This is a genomic window from Kitasatospora sp. NPDC001225, from assembly GCF_053597855.1.
On the sequence record NZ_JBSFJC010000088.1, the window covers coordinates 16,901 to 38,432 of the forward strand.

Consider the following 21,532-nt stretch of genomic DNA (forward strand, 5'->3'; position numbering starts at 1 on the left):
CCTCCTCGGATCGGCTTCCGCTAGTGGTTGTCGAGGCTCGGGACGAACGCCACCGGGAGCGAGTCGAACCCCCAGAGGAGGTTCGAGCGCAGGCGACGGACCGGGCCGGTGACCTCGATCGTCCGGACCCGCCGGGTGAGTTCCTGGAACAGCACGGTCAGTTCGAGCCTGGCGAGCGCCGCGCCGATGCAGTAGTGGTTGCCCACGATGAAACCCAGGTGGCGGTTGGGGGAGCGTTCGATGTCGAAGCGCTCCGGGTCGGCGAAGACCTCCTCGTCGCGGTTGGCCGACGGCAGCCAGACCACGACGTGGTCGCCGGCGCGGACGGGCCGCCCGCCGAGTTCCACGTCCTCCCTGGCCGTGCGGAGGGAGTGCATCACCGGGGACGTGTAGCGGATGATCTCCTGGATCGCGGAGGGCATCAGGCCGGGGTCCGCCCGGAGCATCCGCCACTGCTCCGGGTCGCGGGCGAGGGCCAGCAGCCCGCCCACGGTGGCGTGCCGGGTCGTCTCGTTCCCGCCGGATATCAGGGCGTCGCAGTTGTAGAAGACCTCCTGTTCGGTCAGCGGCACCCCGTCGATCTCGCCGCACACCAGGGCGCTCAGGAGGTCGTCCCGCGGTTGCTTCCTCCGCTCCTCGGCCAGTTCCTGGAAGTAGCAGAGGATCTCGGTGTGGGCCTGGACCTTCCTGGCCTCCTCCGCCGCGTCGAGCGCGGTGGAGCTCCAGGCGAAGCGGGTCCGGTCGACCATGAACTCCCAGTCGGCCTCCGGGACCCCCATCAGGTCGCAGATGACCGAGACCGGCAGCGTCTGTGCGACCCGGGTGAACTCGCAGCCGCCCTCGGCCACCGCCTCCTCGATGGCGCGCGCGGCCGTCCGCCGCATGGTGGCTTCGAGCCGGTCGACCGTCCTGGGCGTGAACGCCGAGCTGACGACCTTGCGGATCCTGTCGTGCCGGGGAGGGTCGGTGACGTTGAGCATCCGGCCCGCCGCCGCGGCCAGCACCCGCGGGTCGGAGTCCAGCCGCATGCCGTTCTCGGAGCTGAACACCCGGGGGTCCGTCAGCACGTCCGTGCACAGGCGGTGCGTCATGACCGCCCAGAAGAACTCGCCGTTGGCCCGCTCGTTCCGGTACACCGGCTGCTCGGCGCGCAGCCGCGCCCACACCGGCTCCGGATCCGAGGTCTGGTAGAGCAGCGGATCCGACAGGTCGATGGTCATCCATGGCTCCGGATGTCGGTGGAGGTGGGAGATGGGAGGTGGAAGTGGGGTGTGAACGGTCGGCGGGAGCGCGGTCAGAGCAGGGCGTCCGACACGGCCGCGGCGAGCCCCTCGATGGTCGGGGACTCGAACAGCACGCGGACCGGAAGGCTGACGTTCAGCCGCACGCGGATCCGGGTGATCAGGCCGGCGGCGAGCAGGGAGTGGCCGCCGAGCTGGAAGAAGTCGGCGTCCACGCTGATGTCGCGCCGGTCGAGGAGCTCCTCCCAGATGGCCGCCAGCGCGGCCTCGACCGGTGTGCGCGGAGCGGTGTACGCGGCGCCGGCGTCGGCGGAGCCGGTGTCCGCGGGGGAGGTGAGGGCGGCGCGGTCGATCTTCCCGTGCGGCGTCAGGGGCAGCTCCGCGAGGAAGCGGACGCCGGGGGGAACCATGTACCACGGCAGTCTCCGGCGGAGGAAGCCGATCAACTCCCGCTCCGTCAGGGCCATGTGCGCGTTCACGACCGCGTGAAGGCCCAGGGCCGGGTTGTCCGGGTCGCTGTCGTCCAGCACCACGGCGCACGCCCGGACGGCGGGGTGTTCGCCGGCCACCGCCTCGATCTCGCCCGGCTCGACCCGGTAGCCGCGGATCTTCACCTGGTGGTCCCGGCGGCCGACGAACTCGATGCAGCCGTCGGCGTCCGACCGTGCCAGGTCCCCGGTGCGGTAGAGGCGGCCTCCCGGCGCTCCCGGGAACGGGTCCGCCACGAAGCGCTCCGCGGTCAGGGCCGGCGCGTCGAGGTAGCCGATGGCCAGGCCCGCGCCGCCCAGGTACAGCTCGCCCACCGTGCCCGCCGGGACGGGGGCCAGGGACTCGTCGAGGATGTGGCACCGCACGTTCGCGACGGGGTGGCCGATGGGGACGGAGGAGAAGCGGTCCGGGCTCCAGTCGGCCCCCGGTTCGAAGACGGTCGAGGTGATGGTCGCCTCGGTCGGGCCGTAGACGTTGCACCAGCGGATCCGCTCGCCGACCCGTTCCCGCCAGGTCAGCAGGGCCTGGCGCGACGCCTGCTCGCCCGCCACGACCAGCAGACGGAGCGACGACTCCTCGGCCAGCCGGACCAGGCAGTCCTCCTCCCGCACCCAGCCGTGCCAGAAGGCGGTGGGGACACTGAGGAAGGTGGTCCCGGTGTCGATCACCTGCCGGGTGAGGGCGCGGTACGTCTGCCGGAGCGGGTCGCCGTCGAGGACCAGGGCGGCGCCGTGCAGGAGCGGCGGGAAGATCTCCTCGGCGGCGGCGTCGAAGCCGAGGGGCCGGCACTGCAGGACCCGGTCGCCCGGCCCGAACCGGAAGTGACGGTTCACCGCGGAGCTGTGGTTCGCGAGCGAGCGGTGACCGACCAGGACGCCTTTGGGCCTGCCGGTGGAGCCGGAACTGTAGATGACGTAGGCGGGGTCCGCTCCGGAGTCGGCTGAAGTGGAGCCGGCCGGTGGTTCGGTGGGCAGCGTGTCGAGGTGGGTCCGGACGTCGTCGAGGTCGACGATCCCGCCCCGGTAGTCGGCGAAGAGCGGAGTGAGGCCCTTCCGCGTCAGCAGGGTGGTGGCGCCGCTGTGCTCCAGGACGTACCGCAACCGCTCGACGGGGTAGTCGGGGTCGAGCGGGACGTAGGCGGCGCCGGCCCGGAGGATGCCGAACAGCGCGCTGATCAGGTGCGGCCCCCGCTCCACGCAGATCCCGACGCGGTCCCCCGCGCCGGTCCCGCGGGCGAGCAGGAACCGGGCGAGCTGGTGGGACCTGTCGAGGAGCCGGCGGTAGGAGATCCGCCGGCCCTGCCAGAGCAGGGCCGGCGCCTCCGGTGTGCGCGCCACCTGTTCGGCGAACAGCCGGTGGAGGCGCGCCCCGGCGTCGGCCCGTGCCTCGGCGTCGGCCCGGGTCCCGGCGTCGGCCCGTGCTCCGTCGAGGTCGTGCGGGGAACCGCTCACGGCGCTACGGCCGTTCCGTTGCTGCCCGGACGATGTCGATCATCAGCCGGGTGTCCAGGAGCGCCTCGTGCGCGTTGGTGAGGGGCTGTGCTCCCGGCGCGCCGACGCACTCGTGGAAGTGCGCGAGCTGGGCCTTGAACGCCTCCTCGTAGGACCCCGTGACGGTCTCCTCCACGGCCGCCCCCCTGCCGACGCCCGGCCCCGCCGGTGCCTCGTCACGCCAGATCCGCACGGTCGACGGCGCGTTGGGCAGGAAGGGGTTGGAGATGTCCAGCATCACCGTGCGGTCCTCGCCCCAGACGGTGAGGCTCTCCTCGAACCGGCGGACCGAGGTGGACGAGCCCTGGAAGACGCACTGGAACCCGTCGGAGTACAGGAGCGAGGCGGTGAGCGTCGTGCCGTCCGGCGAGCAGTGCGCCTTGATGGAGGCCGGCGGCGCGGGGAAGGCGGCCCGGTAGACGTTCACGTCGTGGCTCCACACCCCGAACATGTCCATGTACGCTTCCAGCGCTTCGGGCGAGGCGGCGCCGAACTCCCGGGCGACCCGGCCGCGCCGCTCGTCCGGCCCCGCCGCCCCGTCGGGTTCGCCGGAGCGGGTGATCCGGGACAGCTCGGGGATGATCCAGTTCCCGTACTCGGGGCCCACCACGATGTGGATCCTCGCCATGACGGGCCGGGTGATCCGCGCGATCTCCTCCAGTCCCCGCCGGACGCCGCTGTCGTACCGCTTCATGTAGCCCACCATGACCTTGGAGCCGGTGCGCTCGGCGGCGGCGATCACCTCCTCGGTCTCCGCGACCGTGTGGCCGAGGGGCTTCTCGGTGAACACGTGCTTGCCGTGCTCCAGGGCGGTGAGCACCGGTTCCCGGTGGTCGGTGGTGAGGACGAGGACCGCGTCCAGTTCGGGTGTCTTCGCCAGCATGTCCTCGACGGCCGCGTAGGCGTTCGGGACGTGGAAGCGCTCGGCCACCGACCGGGCCAGGTCGTAGGACCGGTCGCAGAGCGCCACGATGTCGAAGCGGTCGCGCAGCGCCGCCAGATTCGGGAGGTGCACCAGCTGCGCGATCATCCCGCAGCCCACGACCCCCACACGGACACGTACCATATCGGCCTCCTCAGAAACGGGCTGGTCCTGGTGCCGGCGGCTGTCGTCGGAGCACGTGCCCCAGGACGTCGACGACCCCCTCCAGGTCGGCCGCCGGCGAGACGTACCAGGCCGCGTCCCGTACGTGCCGGGGCACGGCGGGGTCCGCCACGAACGCGCACCTGACGCCCGGCACCCCGGGGACCCAGTCGGCGGGCGAGTTCCCGACGAGGAGGGTGCTCCTCGGGTCGCGCGCGGCCAGTCCGGCCAGGGCCACGCGCTTTCCGGACTCCGTGCGCGGATAGGGGTGGATCCCGGCGTACGAGCCGCCCGGACCGAGCTCGACGGAGACGGCGACGCGGCTCCCGGTGCTCCAGCCGGTCAGCCGGTGCCGTACGTCGTGGATGAAGTCCGGGGGCCCGAAGACGCTGGCGGACGCCAGGCGGTTCGCCCCGAAGGCCCAGGTGCGGCCGGTCGGCGGCCGGCCCCCGAACTCGGGGGCCACCGCGTCGCCGACCCGGGTCAGTCCGTGGGCGGCGGCCGCCTCCGCCACCTCGGCGCGCAGGCTCCGCAGCGCCGGGAACGGGGTGGTGACGCGCACGGTCCCGTCGACCGCGACCACGTTGCCGTTCTCGGCGATCACCGGGAACCCGGACGCCGCGCCCAGGCCGATCCGGGTGCCGAACTCCCGCAGTTGCCGGAGCGGCGAGTCCGAGCAGAGGCCCACGGCGACGCCCGCGGAGGTCAGGTGCCGCACCAGCCGCCGGAAGCGCTGCAGGGCGAGGGCGTCCGGAGGGCCGCTGGGGACGGAGGGCACCAGGGTGCCGTTGACGTCGAGGAGCACCACGGCGAAGGGCTCGTGGCCGGGCCCGGTCACCGGGCGGCCGATCCGGCCGGCACGTCCGTGCCCCGCTCCTCGACCTCCGCGATCAGTTCGGACCAACTGTCCATCCCCGTCAGGAGTTTGCGCAGGACGGATATGACCGGCTCGCCCGGCTCCGCCATCCCCAGCGACAACAGCGGCCGGCGCGCGTCGGGTCGCAGGTCGGCCACCCGGAGGGTGCGCCGCAGCAGCTGGTCGACGCGGGCGAAGAAGCGCGCGTTGGCCTCCAGCATGAGGACGGCGAACTCCCGGTCGGCCCCGGCGGGGCTGCCGAGCCGGGCCGAGGTCCGGACGAAGGGGAGCCAGTACGGTGTGCGGCCCCACGTTCCGTCCGGCAGCCGGACGACGAGCCCCGAGAGGCCGAGCAGGAAGTTCCGCGGGTCGAGCAGTTCCAGGGCGGGCCCGTCCGGCCCGGCGGCAGCGGTCCGGTAGTGGAGCACGGGGTCGACGGCGGCGCCCAGGATGGGGGAATGTGCCGAACCGCCCAGCCGGATACCGGGGATGACGTGCCGGACCCGCCGTCCCGTGTCCTGGAACAGGCGGATGACGGCGGCGACGGTCCCGCCGGTGGCGATGTCGTCCTCGATGAGGGTGTAGCCCCGCCCGGCCGGGTCCGGCGGCAGCGAGGCGATCTGGTCGAGGATGGGGGCGGCGCCGGGCCGCGGCACCAGCCCGATCTGCCGGCGGCCGCCGAGCAGGAAGCCCCGGGACACCCGCAGCGGCCGGACCGCCCGGTCGAGGAGCGGATCGAGGCTCACCGGCGGCCCGCCGGTGACCCGGCGGCGGACCGCCAGTTCGAGGCGGTGCGCGTCGACCAGGTGGAACCGGAGGCCGCCCGGCCGTGGCACTACCGTGCGCAGCGCGTCCCTCAGGTCCCGCTGGAAGGCGCGATAGGCCTCCGCGACGGCGGGAGCCGAGCCGCCCGGCGACACGGTGCCGCCCCCGGCCGGTGCGCGGCCCAGGGTCCGTACGCAGTAGGAGGTGTCGTCGCGCATGACGATGGTGAACGCGCCCGTGGCGGGGGCCTCGATGCGGGTCGTGACGTCGGAGCCCGGGTCGGGGCGTACGAGGTGGTGGTCGGGGTGCACGAGGTGGTGGCCGGGGACGGCGCGGATCACCGCGGGCTCCGCTCGCGGCCCAGGACGTACCTGCCGCGGGCGACCTCCCGTTCCCCGTCGAGCACCACCTCCAGCGGCATGGGGTGGCAGTGGAACAGGGCCAGCCCCGCGTGCAGGCCGTAGGCGCCGACGTTCGGCACCGTCAGCAGGTCTCCGACGGCCACGTCCGGAAGGCGCGCGTCCCTGGTCCAGACGTCCAGCGGGTGGCAGAGCGGACCGGCGACGATGGTCCCGTCGGGGACGGCGGACGTGTGGGGATCGTCACCGCACTGGAACCGCGGCTCGATCCGGTCCTCCTTGCGGAGCCCCGACATCCCGCCCAGGTGGTTGACGCCGGTGTCCAGGACGACGACGCGCCGCCCCTGCGAGCGCTTGACGTCCAGCACCCTGGTCAGCAGCCGGCCGCAGCCCGCCGTCAGGTAGCGGCCCGACTCGAAGACGACCCGCCGCTCCCCGTCCGGCCAGCCGGGGAGCCCCTCCTCGAGCAGGGCGTCGAGCCGGCTCCTGAGCGCGTCGAACCGCGGCAGTGCGCCGGGGACGGCGTACGGTGCGCCGAAGCCTCCGCCGAGGTCGATCACGGGGAGCCGGCGGCCGAGCGCCGTCTCGATCCGCCGCACGACGTCGAGCCCGTAGCGGAACACCGCGAGCAGCGCGTCCACCCGGGTCAGGTTGCTGCCCATGTAGAGGTGCAGGCCGGCCAGTTCCGCGTGCTCCCGGTCCGCGAAGAGCTCGGGCCGCTCCAGTACCCAGGCCAGGTCGGCGCCGAACTGGGAGGGGCCGCCGGTCATCGCGAGACCGGCCCCGGCCGGGGGGACGGGCGGGTTGACCCGCAGCAGTGCGCGCACCCGCGTGCCCGCGGCGCGGCCCAGCCGGTCGAGCTGGTCCAGGGCGTGCGGGGAGTCGACGGAGAACTGCCGGACGCCCGCCGCGAGGGCCCCGGCCACGTCCTCGTCGCGTTTGCCGGGGCCGGTGTAGAGCGCCCCGTCGGCCGGGAAGCCGGCCTGGAGGGCGGCGCGCAGTTCGCCGGGCGAGCTGACCTCGGCGTGGCAGCCGAGCGCCGCCAGCCGGCCGAGGACGGCGGGGTGCGGGTTGGCCTTGAGGGAGTAGAGCAGGGTGGCCGGGCCGGGCAGTGAGCCCACCAGCCGGCGATGGGCGTCGCTCACGGCGGCCAGGTCGTAGAGGTAGGCCGGTGTCTCCCACCGGGTTTCCGGTAACGCCGTTCTCGTCGTCGTTTCCCCGACCTCGACGTCCATAGAACCGAGGGCTCCTCATGAGTCGTGCGGGCGCACCTTCTGACGGGCTTCAGGAGACCCCGCCGGGCCGGGGAGGACAAGGCCCCCTGGAGCCCGGTGGCTGCTTTCGGTCATGTCATGCCACTTCCGGATGACGGGGTTCCGGTTTCCCCGGCCGGTCGGCGGACGCCGGGAGACGGCTGGTCAGGCGCCGGTCCGGCGGGTCGGCGGATCCGTCTCCCGGGGCGCCGCGCCGTGCGCGGGTGGGCTCAACTCAGGTTGGCTCATTACGAGTTGGGGTGATGGTGGTCCGTTGCTGTCCGTTGGGCGCGCCTCTAGAGTCTCGGCATCGGCCGTGGTCTGACGACGTTCGATACCCGCAGATTCTCGGTCACGCGAAACACGCCACCAGCAGCGGCTCACGGGACAGATCGGGGTACGCACATGCAGGAGCACATCGAGCAGGTCGGTACCAAACTCGTCTACTCCGACGACCGCGTCAGGGTGTGGGTCCTGGAGCTGGACCCGGGGGAGGAGACGATCATCCACCAGCACCCCTGCGACTACGTCTACGTCGCCACGGAGAGCGGCCGGGCGGAGACCGTGCACAAGGACGGCACCGGCTACGTCGGGGAGGACAAGCTCGGCGACGCCGTCTACCACGAGGCCGGACAGCCGCACCTGCTGCGGAACATCGGGGACGGCCACTACTCGAACATCATCGTCGAGTTGCTGGCCACCACCAGGTGAGGCTGCCCCATGTCGGCTGTCGCGGCGTACGAGGCGCTCGTCGAGGCGGGTGTGGAGATCGTCTACGCGGTGCCCGACTCGCTCCTGGCACCGCTGTGCCGGGAGGCGTCGGCACGGCGTGAGATCCGGTACGTGCAGGTCAACGACGAGGCCACGGCGGTCGGCCTGGCGGCCGGCGCCCGACTGGCCGGCGCCCGTTCGCTGGTCGTGATGGAGAACTCGGGGCTGCGCCGGGCCTGCGAGACCCTGGCCCGGCTGACCATGAGCCACCGGCTGCACACCGCGCTGCTGATGTCCCGGCGCGGGGCCTTCGGCGAACCGAACTGGTGGGGAATTCCGCACGAGGAGACGATGCACCGGCACACGGCGATGCTCTCCCTGGTGACCGCGGACGTCCATTCCTGCGCGGAGTTGGCGGAATGCCTCCGCAAGGCCTACGCCACGCTCGACACCGGGCAGCGGAGCGTGGCACTCGTGGCGAACGCCGGAATGACGGCGGAACTGAGGGGTGCGCCATAGAAACCGCCGAATTCCTCGAAGCCCTGTACGCCAGGCTCCCCGCGGACTCGGTGTCGGTCGCGCCGCTCGGTCGGACGAGTGAGGTGATGTACGCGCTCCGTCCCGCCGACACCCTCTTCACCGACACCATGGGCGACGTCACCGCGATCTCCCTGGGAATGGCCATGGCGGCGGCCCCGCTGTCCGTGGTCGGCATCGACACCGACGGCGGTTTCCTGATGAACCTGTCCGTACTCACCGCACTGGGCGACCAGTTGCCGAGGCTCGGCAACTACACACTGGCCGTCATCGACAACCACCTGTACGAGTCCGGCGGCGGGCTGCCCAGTCGTGGGACGGCCCTGGACTGGAGCGCGCTCTTCGGCGCCGTCGGACTGAAGTCGGTCCTCGTCGAAGCGCCGCACCAGGTGCCGGAGGTGCTGCCGCTGTCCGGCACGGTGCTGGTCGCCTCCGTGCACAACCCGGCACCCGCACCGGACGCGCTGAAGACGGTCGACGGCGTCGAGTCCTCGTACCAGGTGGAGCGGGTGCTGGCCGAACGCACCGGGCGAACGCCGAGGCGGCCCGCGCTCAAACCGTGACCCTACCCGTGGAGTTGGTGGATCATCCGGTGAAGTACCTCCTGCACAGCGACGACGCGGCCTGCTACGGCCTGGACCCCGCCGGCTCCCCGACCAGGGTCCTCGTCTGCTCGACCGCGGCCTCGCGCACCCTCCTCACCGACCCGGCCGTCTCGGGCCACCGGTACCGTTCGCTGCTCGGCACCGCGGTGTCGACCGCGCTCGACCTGGTGGCGGAGGCCGACCCGGCGGTGGCCGAAGCCCTGGCGACCGAGGCGACGACGGTCGTCACCATCCTGCGCGGGGGCCTCAGTTTCGGCGTCGACAGCGCGCTGTCGCACCGCTTCGGCTACCCCGAGGCGGTGAGCTTCGTCGGCACCGACCGGGGAGCCGCCCACCCGCTCGACATCTCGTACGAGCGCTGGGAGTTCGCCGGGCGGCAGCTGCTGGTGCTCGGGGACATCATCGGCACCGGGGCGACGGTGGAGAAGGTGCTCCGGGCCGCCCGGCAGGCGGCGCACGGCCGCGGCGTGGAGATCGCCGGCTACCTGGTGCTGACCGTCGGATCCCGGCAGGGCGTGCGGCGCCTGCGGGACTACTTCGCCGAACTGGCCCACCGGGGCGAGCGGTTCAGCGCCGTCATCGTGGCCCTGGAGGCACTGTTCGAGCTGCCCGACCGCACCCGGCTCGGGCAGTCCTTCCCCCAACTGCCCTTCGACTTCCTGCGGTCCCCCCGCTGGTCGACCCCGGACTTCGAACTGCACCGGCTGGGCCGCCGGGACAGCCTCTTCGAGAAGTGCGCCGTCTACGACGGCGGCGTGCGCGCCTTCACGCCCGGCGAGCACCGGCGGTTCCGGGCGGCCTGGTGGACGGAGGTGCGACGGCGGGGGAGCGCCGCCGGACTCTCGCTGGCCGACCTGGGCCGGAGCACCGCCGGACTCGACCGGTACGCCCGCCCCCTGGACGACTGGCTGGAGGGGATCGGCTGGGCGGCGCCGGAGACCGTACGGCACCTCGGCGTCGACCACGCCGAACTCCACGCGCTGGGACGCCGGGCCCACGAGTACGCGGCGGCGGCCTCCCTCGACGCCTACGCCGACGCGCGCCTGGCACCCGGGGAGCCGCCGCGCTGAGCACCGCCGACGGTCTTCAACCTCCCACCCCACCAGAAGACTTCGCCGGAGCCCCGGCGAGGCCGGCGGCGGAGTCCGCCGGACGGACCGAGAACGGAGACCACATGACGATCGCCGAGTGGCTACGGGACAACGTCACCACGGACAAGCGGGCCCTGGACTGGTACACCGAACCCGAGTGCGAGCCCCGCATCGTCCGCGCGTACCGGGAGCTGCTGAGCGGCTACGAGACCGACACCTCCAAGATCCTCAAGACGACCGTCCTGGTCGAGGGCGACCACCAGGGCGTCGTCCGGGTGCACGACATCAACTACTACTCGATCTGCGCCCACCACTTCCTGCCCTTCTACGGCAAGGTCGACATCACCTACGTCCCCGGGAACCGGATCCTGGGGCTCGGCAAGTTCCCGCGCCTGGTCCAGGCCTTCAGCAAGCGGTTCCAGATCCAGGAGCACCTGGTGAAGGACATCGCCGAGGAGATCATGGCCTCCGGCGGGGCCCGCGCCGTCCGCGTGGAGTCGAGCGGCCGGCACATGTGCATGTGCAGCCGCGGCCCGTCCGACCAGACCGTCATCACCGACACGACGTACGTGACCGGTGACGTCGAACTGCTGACGGCCTACGGCCCGCAGCACTGACGCGTCGTGTGATGGGAGGGTGCCGACTCCTCCTCCCCTCTCATCACACGACCGGCCGGTGCCGGCCCGCCCGTCAGCCCGTCCACTTCCCTGGAGAGCGAACCATGCGCAAGAACGGTGTCGCGCGCCGCGAGAGCACCGGGTCACCGTGGCCGGCCATCGCGACCACCTGGCTCTCCGGGGTCTTCGCCGCCTTCGGGCTGGGCGCGCTCTCCCCGCTCGGGTCCGAGATCCGAGGGGACCTGCACCTCTCCCTCGGCCAGTTCGCCTGGGCGACCTCCAGCATCACCGCGGTGAGCGCCGTCCTCGGCGTCCCCGCCGGGTGGTGGATCAGCCGGCTCGACGCCCGGAAGGCGCTGGCCGGCGGGCTCGTCCTCACCACCCTGTCCGTGGCGGCGACGGCCTTCGCGGGCAGCTGGTCGCCGCTGCTGGCGGCGCGCACCGCGCAGGGCTTCGGCTACCTCCTGGTCTTCGTGGGCGGGCCGATCATGCTGACCCGGCTGGCCGAGGGGCGGGCGCAGGCCACGGCGCTGGCGCTGTGGGGCACCTGCGTCCCCACCGGGCTCGCCCTGGCCACCGCCCTGGGGGGAGCGGTCAGCGGCGCGATCGGCTGGCGCGGCTGGATGGGCGCGACCGCACTCCTCCCGCTCGTGCTGGCGGTCGCGGTCGGCGCCACCCGCCCCGCCGCCGCCCGCGCGCCGACGGCGGACCCGGCCGCCGAGGGCACCGGAGCGCCGCCCCCGCGGACCGGCTGGATCCCCCCGGTGCTCTTCGCGCTGAGCTTCGCCTGCGTCTGCCTGGCCGGGGTCGCGATCGTCGTGCTGCTGCCCACGTTCCTGACGGAGGAACGCGGCGCGTCCACGGCCACCGCCGGCGTCGTGGCCGCCGTGGTCTCCCTCGGCAGCGTGCTCGGCAGCGCGCTCAGCGGGCTGCTGCTGCGCCGGGGCGTCGGGCTGCTCGCGATGACTCCGGTGCTGGCCCTGCTGCCCGTCTCGGCGCTCCTGGTCTTCGCGCTGCGCCTCCCCGTGGTGGCCGTGATGGTCCTGGCCTGCGTCGGCCTGGTGGTCGACGGGGTGATGATCTCCGCGATGTTCGCGGCGGTGCCGCGGATCGCCGGCAGCCCCCGGCGCGCCGACGTCACCAACGGGCTGGTCGCCCAGCTCGGCAGCCTCGGCACGCTGGTCGGGCCGCCGGCCTTCAGCCTGGCCGTGGACGGCGCCGGATGGGCGGGCGCCGGGCTGGCCGCGCTGGCCTTCACCGTGGTCGGCGTCGCGCTGCTCCTGGTGGTCTCCCTGCCCGCGCCGCGCGGTCCCGCCCGACCCCGGTTACGCGGCGGGCAGGCGGAGGCGGCCGGGGACCGGGCGGCGGTACCGTACGGAGGACCCGGCGGAAGGGATCTCACGTCATGACGTCCGGAACGCGTGCGGGCCGCGGGCCCCGCGTCGTCCTCTTCGACCTGGACGACACCCTGGTGGTGACCGCGGAGGTCAAGTGGGCCCACCACAAGGCGGTCGCCCGGCGGTTCTACGGGATCGACCTGACGGACGCCGAGCTGGCGCTGCACTGGGGCAAGCCCTTCGACGCGATGATCCGCGCCCTCTACCGCGACAGCGACACCCTGGAGCGGATGCGCGAGGCGAACCTCTCGCTGGAGGAGGAGTTCCTCAAACGGCCCCTCCCTGGCGCCGTCGAGGTCGTCCACGAGCTCTGGCGCCGGAGCGTCGGCGTCGGCGTCGTCACGTCCACCAACCGCCTCTCGGCCCTCCGGGACGTCGAACGGATCGGCGTGCGGACGGACCGGCTCGTCCTGCTCCAGGGAGCGGACGACAGCCCCCACCACAAGCCGGACCCCCGGGTGTTCGACACCGCGCTGGCGACGCTGAGCGGAAGGGGGGTCGGCGTGGACGGCGTCTGGTACGTGGGCGACGCCCTCATCGACCTCGCGGCGGCCACCGGGGCCGGGCTGCGCTTCGTCGGCGTCGCCACCGGCTTCCACACGCGCGAGGACTTCGAACGGGCCGGTGCCGAGCACGTCCTCGACGACGTACGGCAGCTGCCCGACCTGCTGCCCTGACCAGGGCGGCGCACCCCGCCCACCGGCGTCCGTGGGCGTCTACCAGCGCGGAAGGCCAGGATGAACATCGAGACGCTACGCCCGGCCCCGGACACCTACGCGGAGTACTGCGTGCTCTGCCGGGGCGGCCCCGTCACCTGGGCCACGGCCGGGGGCAGGCGGGAGGTCCGCTGCGGCAACTGCGGTGGGCGCAGCGCCCGGGCCATCGTCATCGACCCCGGCATCTCCTGGTGGTCCGCCGAGGACGGCGAGTACTGGCACGAGACCGCGGCGGTCTTCGTCCGCGATCCGGCGGACAGGTTCCTGCTCTTCCAACGCGTCGCGTTCCCCTACGCGTTGACGGTCCCGGCCGGCCATGTGGACCGGGACGAGGACCCGGCCGACGCCGCCGCCCGCGAACTGCGCGAGGAGGTCGGCCTGACCGCCGGCGACCGGCTCCGGTTCGTCGCCACGTTCCCGATCCCGGGCGACTCCTGCCGACGCGGATCCGACGCCCACGTCTGGCACGTGTACCTGCTGACGGTGCCGGACGGGGGCCGCGTCACCGTCAACGAGGAGGGCGAGGCGCCCCGTTGGCTCACGCTGGACGAAGCGCTGGCGGCCGACCTGACCCACGCCGTGCGGCAGGTCGTCACCACCTGTACGGAGCAACTGCTGGACGGCTGAGGGCCGGTGGGGGCGGTATCCTCGGGGACCGGCCGGAGCAACCGGTCGGAGCAACAGGAGGACTGGTCCATGGCGGCGCTCATCGACAAGGTGGCGTGGATCCACCTGGAGAACGGCCTGGTGCTGAGCACGCGTTCCCACGGCAAGGACGCCTACTACCTGCCCGGGGGGAAGCGCGAGCCGGGGGAGAGCGACCTCGACACGCTGTGCCGGGAGATCGAGGAGGAGCTGTCCGTCGCCGTCGTACGGGACTCGGCCGCCCTGCTGGGCGTCTTCGAGGCCCAGGCCCACGGGCACGGCCAGGGCGTGGTCGTCCGCATGACCTGCTACACCGCCGCGTACGAGGGGGTGCTCGCGCCGGCCAGTGAGATCGCCGAGCTGGTGTGGCTCACCCACGCCGACCGGCACCGGACGTCCCCCGTGGACCGGATCATCTTCGACCGGCTGCGGGCCGACGGGCTGCTGCGCTGACCTACGTTCTTTCCAACGCCTCCTCCAGGAGGCCGAGTTGGTCGCCCAGTGCGTCCCCCAGCCCGTCCAGCGGGGCGAGCAGGGAGCGGTCCCCCACCAGGCCCAGGTTCAACCGGCCGCCCGCCGAGCGGGCCGCGATGAACAGGCCGACCCCGTGGCAGACGCTGCCCAGCGGGTGGACCGTCTCCAACGGGCAGCCGGCGAAGTACATCCGCTGCGCGGAGCCGGGGATGTTCGACACCACGACGTTGTACGGGGGGCGGGTCGCGCCGCCCAGGCCCAGCACGTTCTGCGCGACGAACGGCCAGGTGAACAGGGCCCCGTAGAGCCCGGTGGAGCCCTTCGGCAGCTCGCCCAGCTCCCGTTTGGCCAGCGCGCTGGACCGGGCCACGGCGTGCAGCCGCTCCAGCGGGTCGGCCACGTCGGTGCCGAGGCTCATGACCGTCATGGCGAAGGAGTTGGCGGTGGACGCGTCGCCCGCCTCCCTCGTCGAGACGGGGGTGCCCGCGGTCAGGGACCGCGCCGGAAGCGCCCCGGCCGCGGCCAGGCACTGCCGGAGGGCGCCCCCGCACACCGCCAGCAGGACGTCGTTGACGGTCGTTCCGGCGTCCTTCGCCACCGCCCGGAACCGGTCGAACTCGTAGCTGCGGGTGATCACTTGGCGCTGCCGCCCGACGGCGGCGTTGAGCGGGGAGCGCGGGACCAGGAACGGCACCGCGCGGGTGCGGTCGGCCCTGGCCCGCACGCCCCGCGCCATGGTCCTGGCGGCCCGGCCGAGGCCGAGCGCGGTGGCCGCGAGCCCGCGGGCCGTCGGTCCGGCTGCCCCGGTGCTGTGGTCGGCGGGGGCGGCGATGCTCCACAGCGGGCGCAGCCCCTCGTCCCGCGGATCGGTGCTCAGCATGCGCCGCAGGCGCTGTTGGACGCCGAGCCCGTCCGTGAGCGCGTGGTGCACCTTGACGTACAGGGCGAACCGGCCGTCCGCCAGGCCCTCGATCAGATGGCACTCCCACAGCGGCCGCGTGGCGTCGAGCGGCCGGGCGTGCAACCGGGAGACCAGGTCGGTCAGTTCGCGCTCGCCGCCGGGCGCGGGCAGCGCGGAGCGGCGCAGATGGTACGACCGGTCGACGTCCTGCCCGGCGAGCACCTCCCAGGTGCCGTCGAAGGCCCCCCAGCGTGCATGGCGCGGCCGGAAGGTGAAGGGGGCCGCGACGGGCGCGGCGAGGAGCCGTTCGAACAGGCGCTGCACGTACGGCCCGGGCTCGGCACCGGCGGGCGGACCGAAGGTGGCCAGGAGCGCCACGTGCTGGGGAGTGGCGGCGGACTCCAAGGCGAGAAAGACCCGGTCGGGCATCCTGATCCTGGCCACAGCACCCCTCCTGTCCGCGTCCGGTCACCAGTCTGGTGGCGGCGGCACCGCCGGACAAGAGCGCACCGCCGGACAGGGACGCACCGCCGGACAGGGACGCGCGGCCGGACAGGGACGCACGGCCGACGACCCGACGCTCCGGGAACGCACCAGTCTCCGCGCCCGGCCCCGCCGCTGTCAGTCCGTATGGTTCCGGATTCCGCGCCCCCCGGCGGGTGGCTACCGTCCGAACCGTCCGAACGACGGACATCCGGCGGTCGCGGACCGGCCGCCGACACGCACCCTCAGGAGGTCACGGTGACCGCGAACCACCCCACCCGCAGGAGCATCCTCAAGTCCGCCGGCGGGCTCGGCGCCGCGCTGGCGCTCGGCGGCGCGAGCGTCCTCGCGACGGCCTCGACCGCCCACGCCGCCGACGACGGCTTCGGCCTGCACATCACCGACCGCGGCGAGGCCGACGCCCGGATGTGGTACTACCGCTTCCACACCGCCGAGATCGGCTGGGACCCGGCCGTCAACGTGCTGCTCCCCGACGACTACCACACCAGCGGGCGCACCTACCCCGTCCTCTACCTCCTGCACGGCGGCCTCCAGGACTTCATCGAGTTCGACCGCCAGGGCGTCCGCGACTGGACCATCGGCAAGCCCCTGATCGTGGTGATGCCCGACGGCGGGCAGGCCGGCTGGTACTCCAACCCGGTCAGCACCAACGTCGGCCCCCGCAACTGGGAGTCCTTCCACATCAACCAGCTGATCCCGTGGGTCGACGCCAACTTCCGCACCTTCGCCGAGCCCGAGGGCCGCGCCGTCTCCGGCTTCTCCATGGGCGGCTTCGGCGCGCTGAAGTACGCGGCCAAGTACTGGGGCCACTTCGCCTCGGTCAGCGCCCACTCCGGCCCGGCCAGCCTGCGCCGCGACAACGGCGCGGTCGTCCACTGGGCCAACGTCTCCGCCGCCGTCAAGGACCTGGCCGGCGGCACCATCTACGGCGCGCCGCTGTGGGACCAGGCCAGGGTGACCGCCGACAACCCGGTCGAGCGCCTGGAGAGCTACCGCAACAAGCGGATCTTCCTGGTCGCCGGCACCAGCCCCGACCCGACCAACCCCTTCGACACCTTCAACGAGACCGCGGTGCTGGCCGGGCAGCGGGAGTTCCGCGCCCTGCTCGACGGCGCCGGCATCCCGTACGAGGCCCACGAGGAGCCGGGCGGCCACTTCATCCGGCCCGACATGATGCGGCGCGACATCGACGGCATCATCGGCCGCCTCCGCAAGGCGTGAGGGGGCCGCACCGATGATCTCCCGCACCTCGCGGCGGGCCCTGGCCGTGGTGGCCCTGCTGCTGCCGGTCGCCGTCCCGGCCGCCCCCGCTGCCGCCGTTCCCGCTGTTCCCGTCGCTGCCGCCGTTGCCGCCGGGTTCGCGGCGGCCTGCCCGACCGACGGCGCCATCACCCAGCACTACACCGCGGAGCACAACGGCATCGACATCGCCAACAACCGCGGCACCCCGATCTACGCGGTCGGCGACGGCAAGGTCGTCATCTCCGGCCCGGTGTCCGACTACGGCCAGTGGATCCGCATCCTGCACCCGGACGGGACCATCACCGAGTACGGGCACATGCAGCGGCGGGACGTGTTCGAGGGCGACGACGTGAGGGCCGGCCAGCAGATCGCGCTGATGGGCAGCGAGGGCAACTCCACGGGCCCGCACCTGCACCTGCGGGTCTGGGCCGACCCGAACGCGTCCCAGCGCACCGACCCGGAGCCGTACCTCACGGAGCGCGGCGTCACCGTGCCCTGCGTCCCCGGGAGCGGTCCCCGGCCCGCGCCGCTGGTGTATCCGGCGGAGTCCGGCCGGGTGGTCTCGGCCCGGTCCGCGGACGGGCGCCTGGAGGTCTTCGCCGCCGGGGCGAGCGGTGTCTCGCACGCCTGGCAGACCGTGGTCAACGGCGCCTGGTCGGAGTGGGAGGGCCTCGGCGGCCCGGGCGGCGCCGAACTCGCCATCGGTCCGAACGCGGACGGCCGGCTGGAGGTGTTCGCCCTCAACGGCACCACCCTCCAGCACCGTTACCAGCTCCAGCCGTCCGGCGCCTGGTCCGGCTGGGAGGACTTCGGCGGCGGCGGCCACGACCTCGCCGTCGGCTCCAACCAGGACGGGCGGCTCGAAGTCTTCGCCTCGGGACTGGCCGCCGTCTTCCACCGCTACCAGACCGCGCCCAACGGCGGATGGTCCGGTTGGGAGGGCACCGGCGGAGGCCCGGCCAACAGTGAGATCGAGCTCGGGAAGGCCCCCGACGGCCGCCTCGAAGTCTTCGCCCTCAACGGCGACACCTTCCAGCACCAGTGGCAGACGGACGTCAACGGCGGCTGGTCCGCCTGGGACACGACCTTCGGCGGCGGGGGACACGACCTCACCGTCAGCCACAACCGGGACGGCCGCCTGGAGGTCTTCGCCTCGGGACCGGTCGGCGTCTACCACAAGTACCAGACGAACCCCACCAGTTGGTCCGGCTGGGAAGCCACCGGCGGCCCCGCCGACTCCCGGCTCACCAGCGAACTGACCGCGGACGGCCGGGTCGAGGTGTTCGCCATCAACGGCAGTACGGCGCAGCACATCTGGCAGACCGCCCTGAACGCCCCGTACGGCCAGTGGGAGACCTTCGGAGGAGGCGGCACCGAGATCGGCGCCGCCGCCAACGCCGACGGCCGGATCGAGGTGTTCGGTTCCAACACCGACGGCGTCCACCACCGGTGGCAGACCGGCTTCTCCACCTGGTCCGAGTGGGCCTGGCTGAACACCACCCCCGGACCCGCCGTCAGTCTGAACACCACCCCCGGACCCGCCGTCAGTCGAGGAGCCACCCCGTGACCGGCCAGCAGCGCGCCCGCCGGGCGCCCCACCGTGCCCTGCTGTCCGCGATCGCCGCCCTGGGAGTCACGGCGGGCCTGACGGTCGCCGCCCCCTCCGCTCCGGCCGCCACCGGCAGCGACCTGTGTGCCGAGGTCGCCTACCAGGCGGGCTTCCGGGGCGAGGCCCTGGTGACCGCGATCGCCGTCGGCCTCGCCGAGTCCAGCTGCAACCCGCTGGCCTCCAACCGCGAGGGCAACACCCCGGACTACTCCGTCGACCGTGGCCTGTGGGAGATCAACGACCACTTTCACGGTGAGGTCTCCGACGCGTGCGCCTACGACGCCCAGTGCAACGCCGACCAGACCTACCGGATCTCCAACGGCGGCCTCGACTGGCACCAGTGGTCGACCTACAGCGCGCGCGCCCACGTGCGGCACCTGGAGGAGGCACAGGCCGCCGTCGACCGGCTCGGCCACCACGAGCCCGGCCCCGCACCGCTGGAGTACCCGGCGGAGTCCGGCCGGGTGGTCTCGGCCCGGTCCGCCGACGGACGCCTCGAAGTCTTCGCGGCCGGGAAGAACGGCGTCTCGCACGCCTGGCAGACCGCGATCAACGGCGGCTGGTCGGAGTGGGAGGACCTCGGCGGCCCGGCCGGCGCCGAACTCGCCATCGGTCTGAACGCGGACGGTCGGCTGGAGGTCTTCGCCCTCAACGGCAGTACCCTCCAGCACCGTTACCAGCTCCAGCCGTCGGGCGCCTGGTCCGGCTGGGAGGACTTCGGCACCGGTGGCCACGACCTCGCCGTCGGCTCCAACCAGGACGGGCGGCTCGAAGTCTTCGCCTCGGGACCGGTCGGCGTCTTCCACCGGTACCAGACCGCGCCCAACAGCGGCTGGTCCGGCTGGGAGGGCACCGGCGGCGGCCCCGCCGACAGCGAGATCGAACTCGGCAAGGCCCCCGACGGGCGGCTGGAGGTCTTCGCCCTCAACGGCAGCGTCTTCCAGCACCAGTGGCAGACCGCCGTCAACGGCGGCTGGTCCGCCTGGGACTCCACCTTCGGCACCGGCGGCCACGACCTCACCGTCAGCCACAACCAGGACGGCCGGCTCGAGGTCTTCGCCTCCGGCCCGGCCGGCGTCTACCACAAGTACCAGACGGATCCGACCAGTTGGTCCGGCTGGGAGGCCACCGGCGGCCCCGCCGACGCGCAGCTGACCAGCGGGCGTTCGCCGGACGGCCGGGTGGAGGTGTTCGCCATCAACGGCAGTACGGCGCAGCACATCTGGCAGACCGGCCTGAACGCCCCGTACGGCCAGTGGGACGCCTTCGGCACCGGCGGCACCGAGATCGGCTCGGCGAACAACGCCGACGGCCGGATCGAGGTCTTCGGCGCCAACACCGACGGCGTCCACCACAAGTGGCAGACCGGCTTCTCCACCTGGTCCGAGTGGGCCTGGCTGAACACCACCCACGGACCCGCCGCCGGCTGACCACCCCCGGACCCGCCGCCGACTGGCCTCGCCGGAAACCCTCTGGAGCGCAGTGATGCACCCGATCAGCAGGCGCGGCCTGCTGCGGGCGGCCGGAGCGGGAGCCCTCGTGCTCCCGCTCGCGGGCCGTACCGCCCCGGCGGCCTCCGCCGTCCCGACCGGCGCCTCCGCCGGCGCCGGCTGGGTCGGCGCCGGCCCGTTCGACCACGTCTACGACCCGTCCACCGCGCGCCGCCGCTACCTCAACGACCACACCCTGGTCCAGGCCGACGGGCGCTGGCACCTGTTCAGCATCGTCGGCGACAGCGCGCCGCCCGGGCAGGCGCCCGACAGCGCGGCCGAGGTCTCGCTCGCGCACGCCTCGGCGCCCTCCCCGTCCGGCCCGTGGCGGAGCCACCCGGACGCGCTGACCGTCGACGCCTCGTACTTCGGCGAGGAGCACCTGTGGGCCCCGCACGTCGTCGAGTCGGGCGGCGTGCACTGGATGTTCTACGCGGCGGGCGGACGCGCCGGGGCGGCGGTCAACGCCGCCACCTCCACCGACCTGTCCACCTGGACGAGGCTGCCGTCCGGTCCGCTGTTCCGCGGGACCGCCGCCCGCGACCCGATGGTGCTGCGGATCGGCGCCGAGTGGGTGATGTACTACACCGAGCTGTCCGCCCCCGGCGGTCGCCATCAGGTCTGCTACCGGCGCTCCGCCGACCTGCTGACCTGGGGCGAGCCCGGCGTGGCCTTCGCCGACGCGGCCACCGCCGCGGACGGCGTCTCGGTCACCGAGTCGCCCTTCGTGGTGGCCCGGGACGGCTGGTACCACCTGTTCATCGGACCGCGCAACGGCTATGAGGGCACCGACGTCCTCGCCTCCCAGGACCCGTTCCGCTTCTCCCTCGACGGCTACGCCGGCCATGTGCCCGGCCACGCGGTGGAGGTGGTCACCGACGGGCGGCAGTGGTGGGCCAGCGCCGCCGGCTGGTTCCGGCGCGGCCTCTACCTGGCCCCGCTGGACTGGCGGTCCACCCCGCCGCCCTGGCAGAGCCCGGACAACCCCGTCGCCGCCCCGGACGTCCACGGCCGGCTGACCGTGTTCGCCCTCGACGCCGCCGACCGGTCGGTGCTGCGCCGGGTCCAGACCGGCCCGGACACCGACACCTGGTCGGACTGGGAGGTGTTCGGGACACCTGCCGGCGCGGTGCCCGTCCTGGGCGGCAACGCCGACGGCCGGCTGGAGGTGTTCTCGCTCGCCCCCGACGGCGCCGCCCTGCACCACCGCGTCCAGCGGAGCGACGGCGGCTGGTCGGACTGGGAGGTCTTCGGCGGCCCGGCCGGCGCCGCCCCCGCCGTCGCCCGGAACGCCGACGACCGGCTGGAGGTGTTCGCGCTCGCCCCCGGCGGCACCCTGATCGCCCGCCGCCGCCAGTCCTCGCCCGGCTCGACCGGCTGGGACGACCGAGACGATCGTCCGCAAGGCCCAGTCGGTCGGCGCGCTGGTCGTCATCGACGCCTCGCAGGCCGCGCC

20 protein-coding genes are annotated in these 21,532 nt (G+C 73.5%); 13 read left to right on the plus strand and 7 right to left on the minus strand.

Annotated elements, in window-relative coordinates; genetic code table 11:
* Positions 1-20 precede the first annotated feature (20 nt).
* From ACWDCZ_RS26470 to ACWDCZ_RS26495, 6 genes are all read right to left on the minus strand, one after another.
* Complete coding sequence (locus ACWDCZ_RS26470; protein ID WP_449817138.1) at positions 21-1,220, minus strand: cytochrome P450; 1,200 nt, start codon at positions 1,218-1,220, stop codon at positions 21-23.
* A gap of 74 nt (positions 1,221-1,294) precedes the next feature.
* On the minus strand, positions 1,295-3,181 hold the full coding sequence (locus tag ACWDCZ_RS26475) for a non-ribosomal peptide synthetase (protein ID WP_449817139.1): 1,887 nt from the start codon (positions 3,179-3,181) through the stop codon (positions 1,295-1,297).
* 4 nt (positions 3,182-3,185) lie between these two features.
* Positions 3,186-4,286 carry a Gfo/Idh/MocA family protein gene (locus tag ACWDCZ_RS26480; protein WP_449817140.1) on the minus strand — a complete coding sequence of 367 codons (1,101 nt, stop codon included), beginning with the start codon at positions 4,284-4,286 and terminating at the stop codon, positions 3,186-3,188.
* 10 nt (positions 4,287-4,296) lie between these two features.
* Complete coding sequence (locus ACWDCZ_RS26485; RefSeq protein ID WP_449817141.1) at positions 4,297-5,142, minus strand: hypothetical protein; 846 nt, start codon at positions 5,140-5,142, stop codon at positions 4,297-4,299.
* On the minus strand, positions 5,139-6,266 hold the full coding sequence (locus ACWDCZ_RS26490; RefSeq protein WP_449817142.1) for a hypothetical protein: 1,128 nt from the start codon (positions 6,264-6,266) through the stop codon (positions 5,139-5,141). The genes ACWDCZ_RS26485 and ACWDCZ_RS26490 overlap by 4 nt, the downstream gene beginning before the upstream one ends.
* Positions 6,263-7,429, minus strand: coding sequence for a type III PLP-dependent enzyme (locus tag ACWDCZ_RS26495; RefSeq protein ID WP_449817143.1), 1,167 nt, complete (start codon positions 7,427-7,429; stop codon positions 6,263-6,265). Before ACWDCZ_RS26495 ends, ACWDCZ_RS26490 begins: the two co-directional genes overlap by 4 nt.
* A 513-nt stretch (positions 7,430-7,942) precedes the next feature.
* On the opposite strand from ACWDCZ_RS26495, the gene ACWDCZ_RS26500 reads away from it, so the two are divergent.
* From ACWDCZ_RS26500 to ACWDCZ_RS26540, 9 genes are all read left to right on the plus strand, one after another.
* The gene (locus ACWDCZ_RS26500; protein WP_198959481.1) at positions 7,943-8,248 is read left to right on the plus strand and encodes a cupin domain-containing protein; all 306 of its coding nucleotides are present in this window, start codon (positions 7,943-7,945) and stop codon (positions 8,246-8,248) included.
* Positions 8,249-8,257: 9 nt separating this feature from the next.
* Positions 8,258-8,767 (plus strand): thiamine pyrophosphate-binding protein, encoded by a 510-nt coding sequence (locus ACWDCZ_RS26505; RefSeq protein ID WP_388046991.1) that lies wholly within the window; start codon positions 8,258-8,260, stop codon positions 8,765-8,767.
* Positions 8,768-8,853: 86 nt separating this feature from the next.
* On the plus strand, positions 8,854-9,348 hold the full coding sequence (locus tag ACWDCZ_RS26510; protein WP_449817144.1) for a thiamine pyrophosphate-dependent enzyme: 495 nt from the start codon (positions 8,854-8,856) through the stop codon (positions 9,346-9,348).
* A 29-nt stretch (positions 9,349-9,377) separates the two neighbouring features.
* A complete protein-coding gene (locus ACWDCZ_RS26515) occupies positions 9,378-10,460 on the plus strand; it encodes a hypothetical protein (protein ID WP_449817145.1) in 1,083 nt (360 codons plus the stop codon).
* Positions 10,461-10,564: 104 nt separating this feature from the next.
* On the plus strand, positions 10,565-11,098 hold the full coding sequence (gene folE / locus ACWDCZ_RS26520; protein WP_049650735.1) for a GTP cyclohydrolase I: 534 nt from the start codon (positions 10,565-10,567) through the stop codon (positions 11,096-11,098).
* Between the two features lie 104 nt (positions 11,099-11,202).
* Positions 11,203-12,507, plus strand: a complete 1,305-nt coding sequence (locus ACWDCZ_RS26525; RefSeq protein WP_449817146.1) for an MFS transporter — start codon at positions 11,203-11,205, stop codon at positions 12,505-12,507.
* Positions 12,504-13,172, plus strand: a complete 669-nt coding sequence (locus ACWDCZ_RS26530) for an HAD family hydrolase (RefSeq protein WP_449817147.1) — start codon at positions 12,504-12,506, stop codon at positions 13,170-13,172. The genes ACWDCZ_RS26525 and ACWDCZ_RS26530 overlap by 4 nt, the downstream gene beginning before the upstream one ends.
* A 60-nt stretch (positions 13,173-13,232) precedes the next feature.
* Positions 13,233-13,838 carry an NUDIX hydrolase gene (locus ACWDCZ_RS26535; protein ID WP_449817148.1) on the plus strand — a complete coding sequence of 202 codons (606 nt, stop codon included), beginning with the start codon at positions 13,233-13,235 and terminating at the stop codon, positions 13,836-13,838.
* Positions 13,839-13,907: 69 nt separating this feature from the next.
* Positions 13,908-14,309 carry an NUDIX hydrolase gene (locus tag ACWDCZ_RS26540; protein WP_117486925.1) on the plus strand — a complete coding sequence of 134 codons (402 nt, stop codon included), beginning with the start codon at positions 13,908-13,910 and terminating at the stop codon, positions 14,307-14,309.
* A 1-nt stretch (position 14,310) separates the two neighbouring features.
* Here the strand turns inward: ACWDCZ_RS26540 and ACWDCZ_RS26545 are convergent, their stop codons facing one another.
* Positions 14,311-15,675, minus strand: coding sequence for a wax ester/triacylglycerol synthase family O-acyltransferase (locus ACWDCZ_RS26545; protein WP_449817149.1), 1,365 nt, complete (start codon positions 15,673-15,675; stop codon positions 14,311-14,313).
* A 297-nt stretch (positions 15,676-15,972) separates the two neighbouring features.
* On the opposite strand from ACWDCZ_RS26545, the gene ACWDCZ_RS26550 reads away from it, so the two are divergent.
* From ACWDCZ_RS26550 to ACWDCZ_RS26565, 4 genes are all read left to right on the plus strand, one after another.
* Positions 15,973-16,956 (plus strand): alpha/beta hydrolase, encoded by a 984-nt coding sequence (locus tag ACWDCZ_RS26550; protein WP_380739505.1) that lies wholly within the window; start codon positions 15,973-15,975, stop codon positions 16,954-16,956.
* Positions 16,957-16,969: 13 nt separating this feature from the next.
* Complete coding sequence (locus ACWDCZ_RS26555; protein ID WP_449817150.1) at positions 16,970-18,544, plus strand: peptidoglycan DD-metalloendopeptidase family protein; 1,575 nt, start codon at positions 16,970-16,972, stop codon at positions 18,542-18,544.
* The gene (locus tag ACWDCZ_RS26560) at positions 18,541-20,016 is read left to right on the plus strand and encodes a hypothetical protein (RefSeq protein ID WP_449817151.1); all 1,476 of its coding nucleotides are present in this window, start codon (positions 18,541-18,543) and stop codon (positions 20,014-20,016) included. The genes ACWDCZ_RS26555 and ACWDCZ_RS26560 overlap by 4 nt, the downstream gene beginning before the upstream one ends.
* A gap of 55 nt (positions 20,017-20,071) precedes the next feature.
* Positions 20,072-21,532, plus strand: a 1,461-nt coding sequence (locus ACWDCZ_RS26565) for a family 43 glycosylhydrolase (RefSeq protein ID WP_449817152.1), incomplete at its 3' end; no start/stop codon positions are given.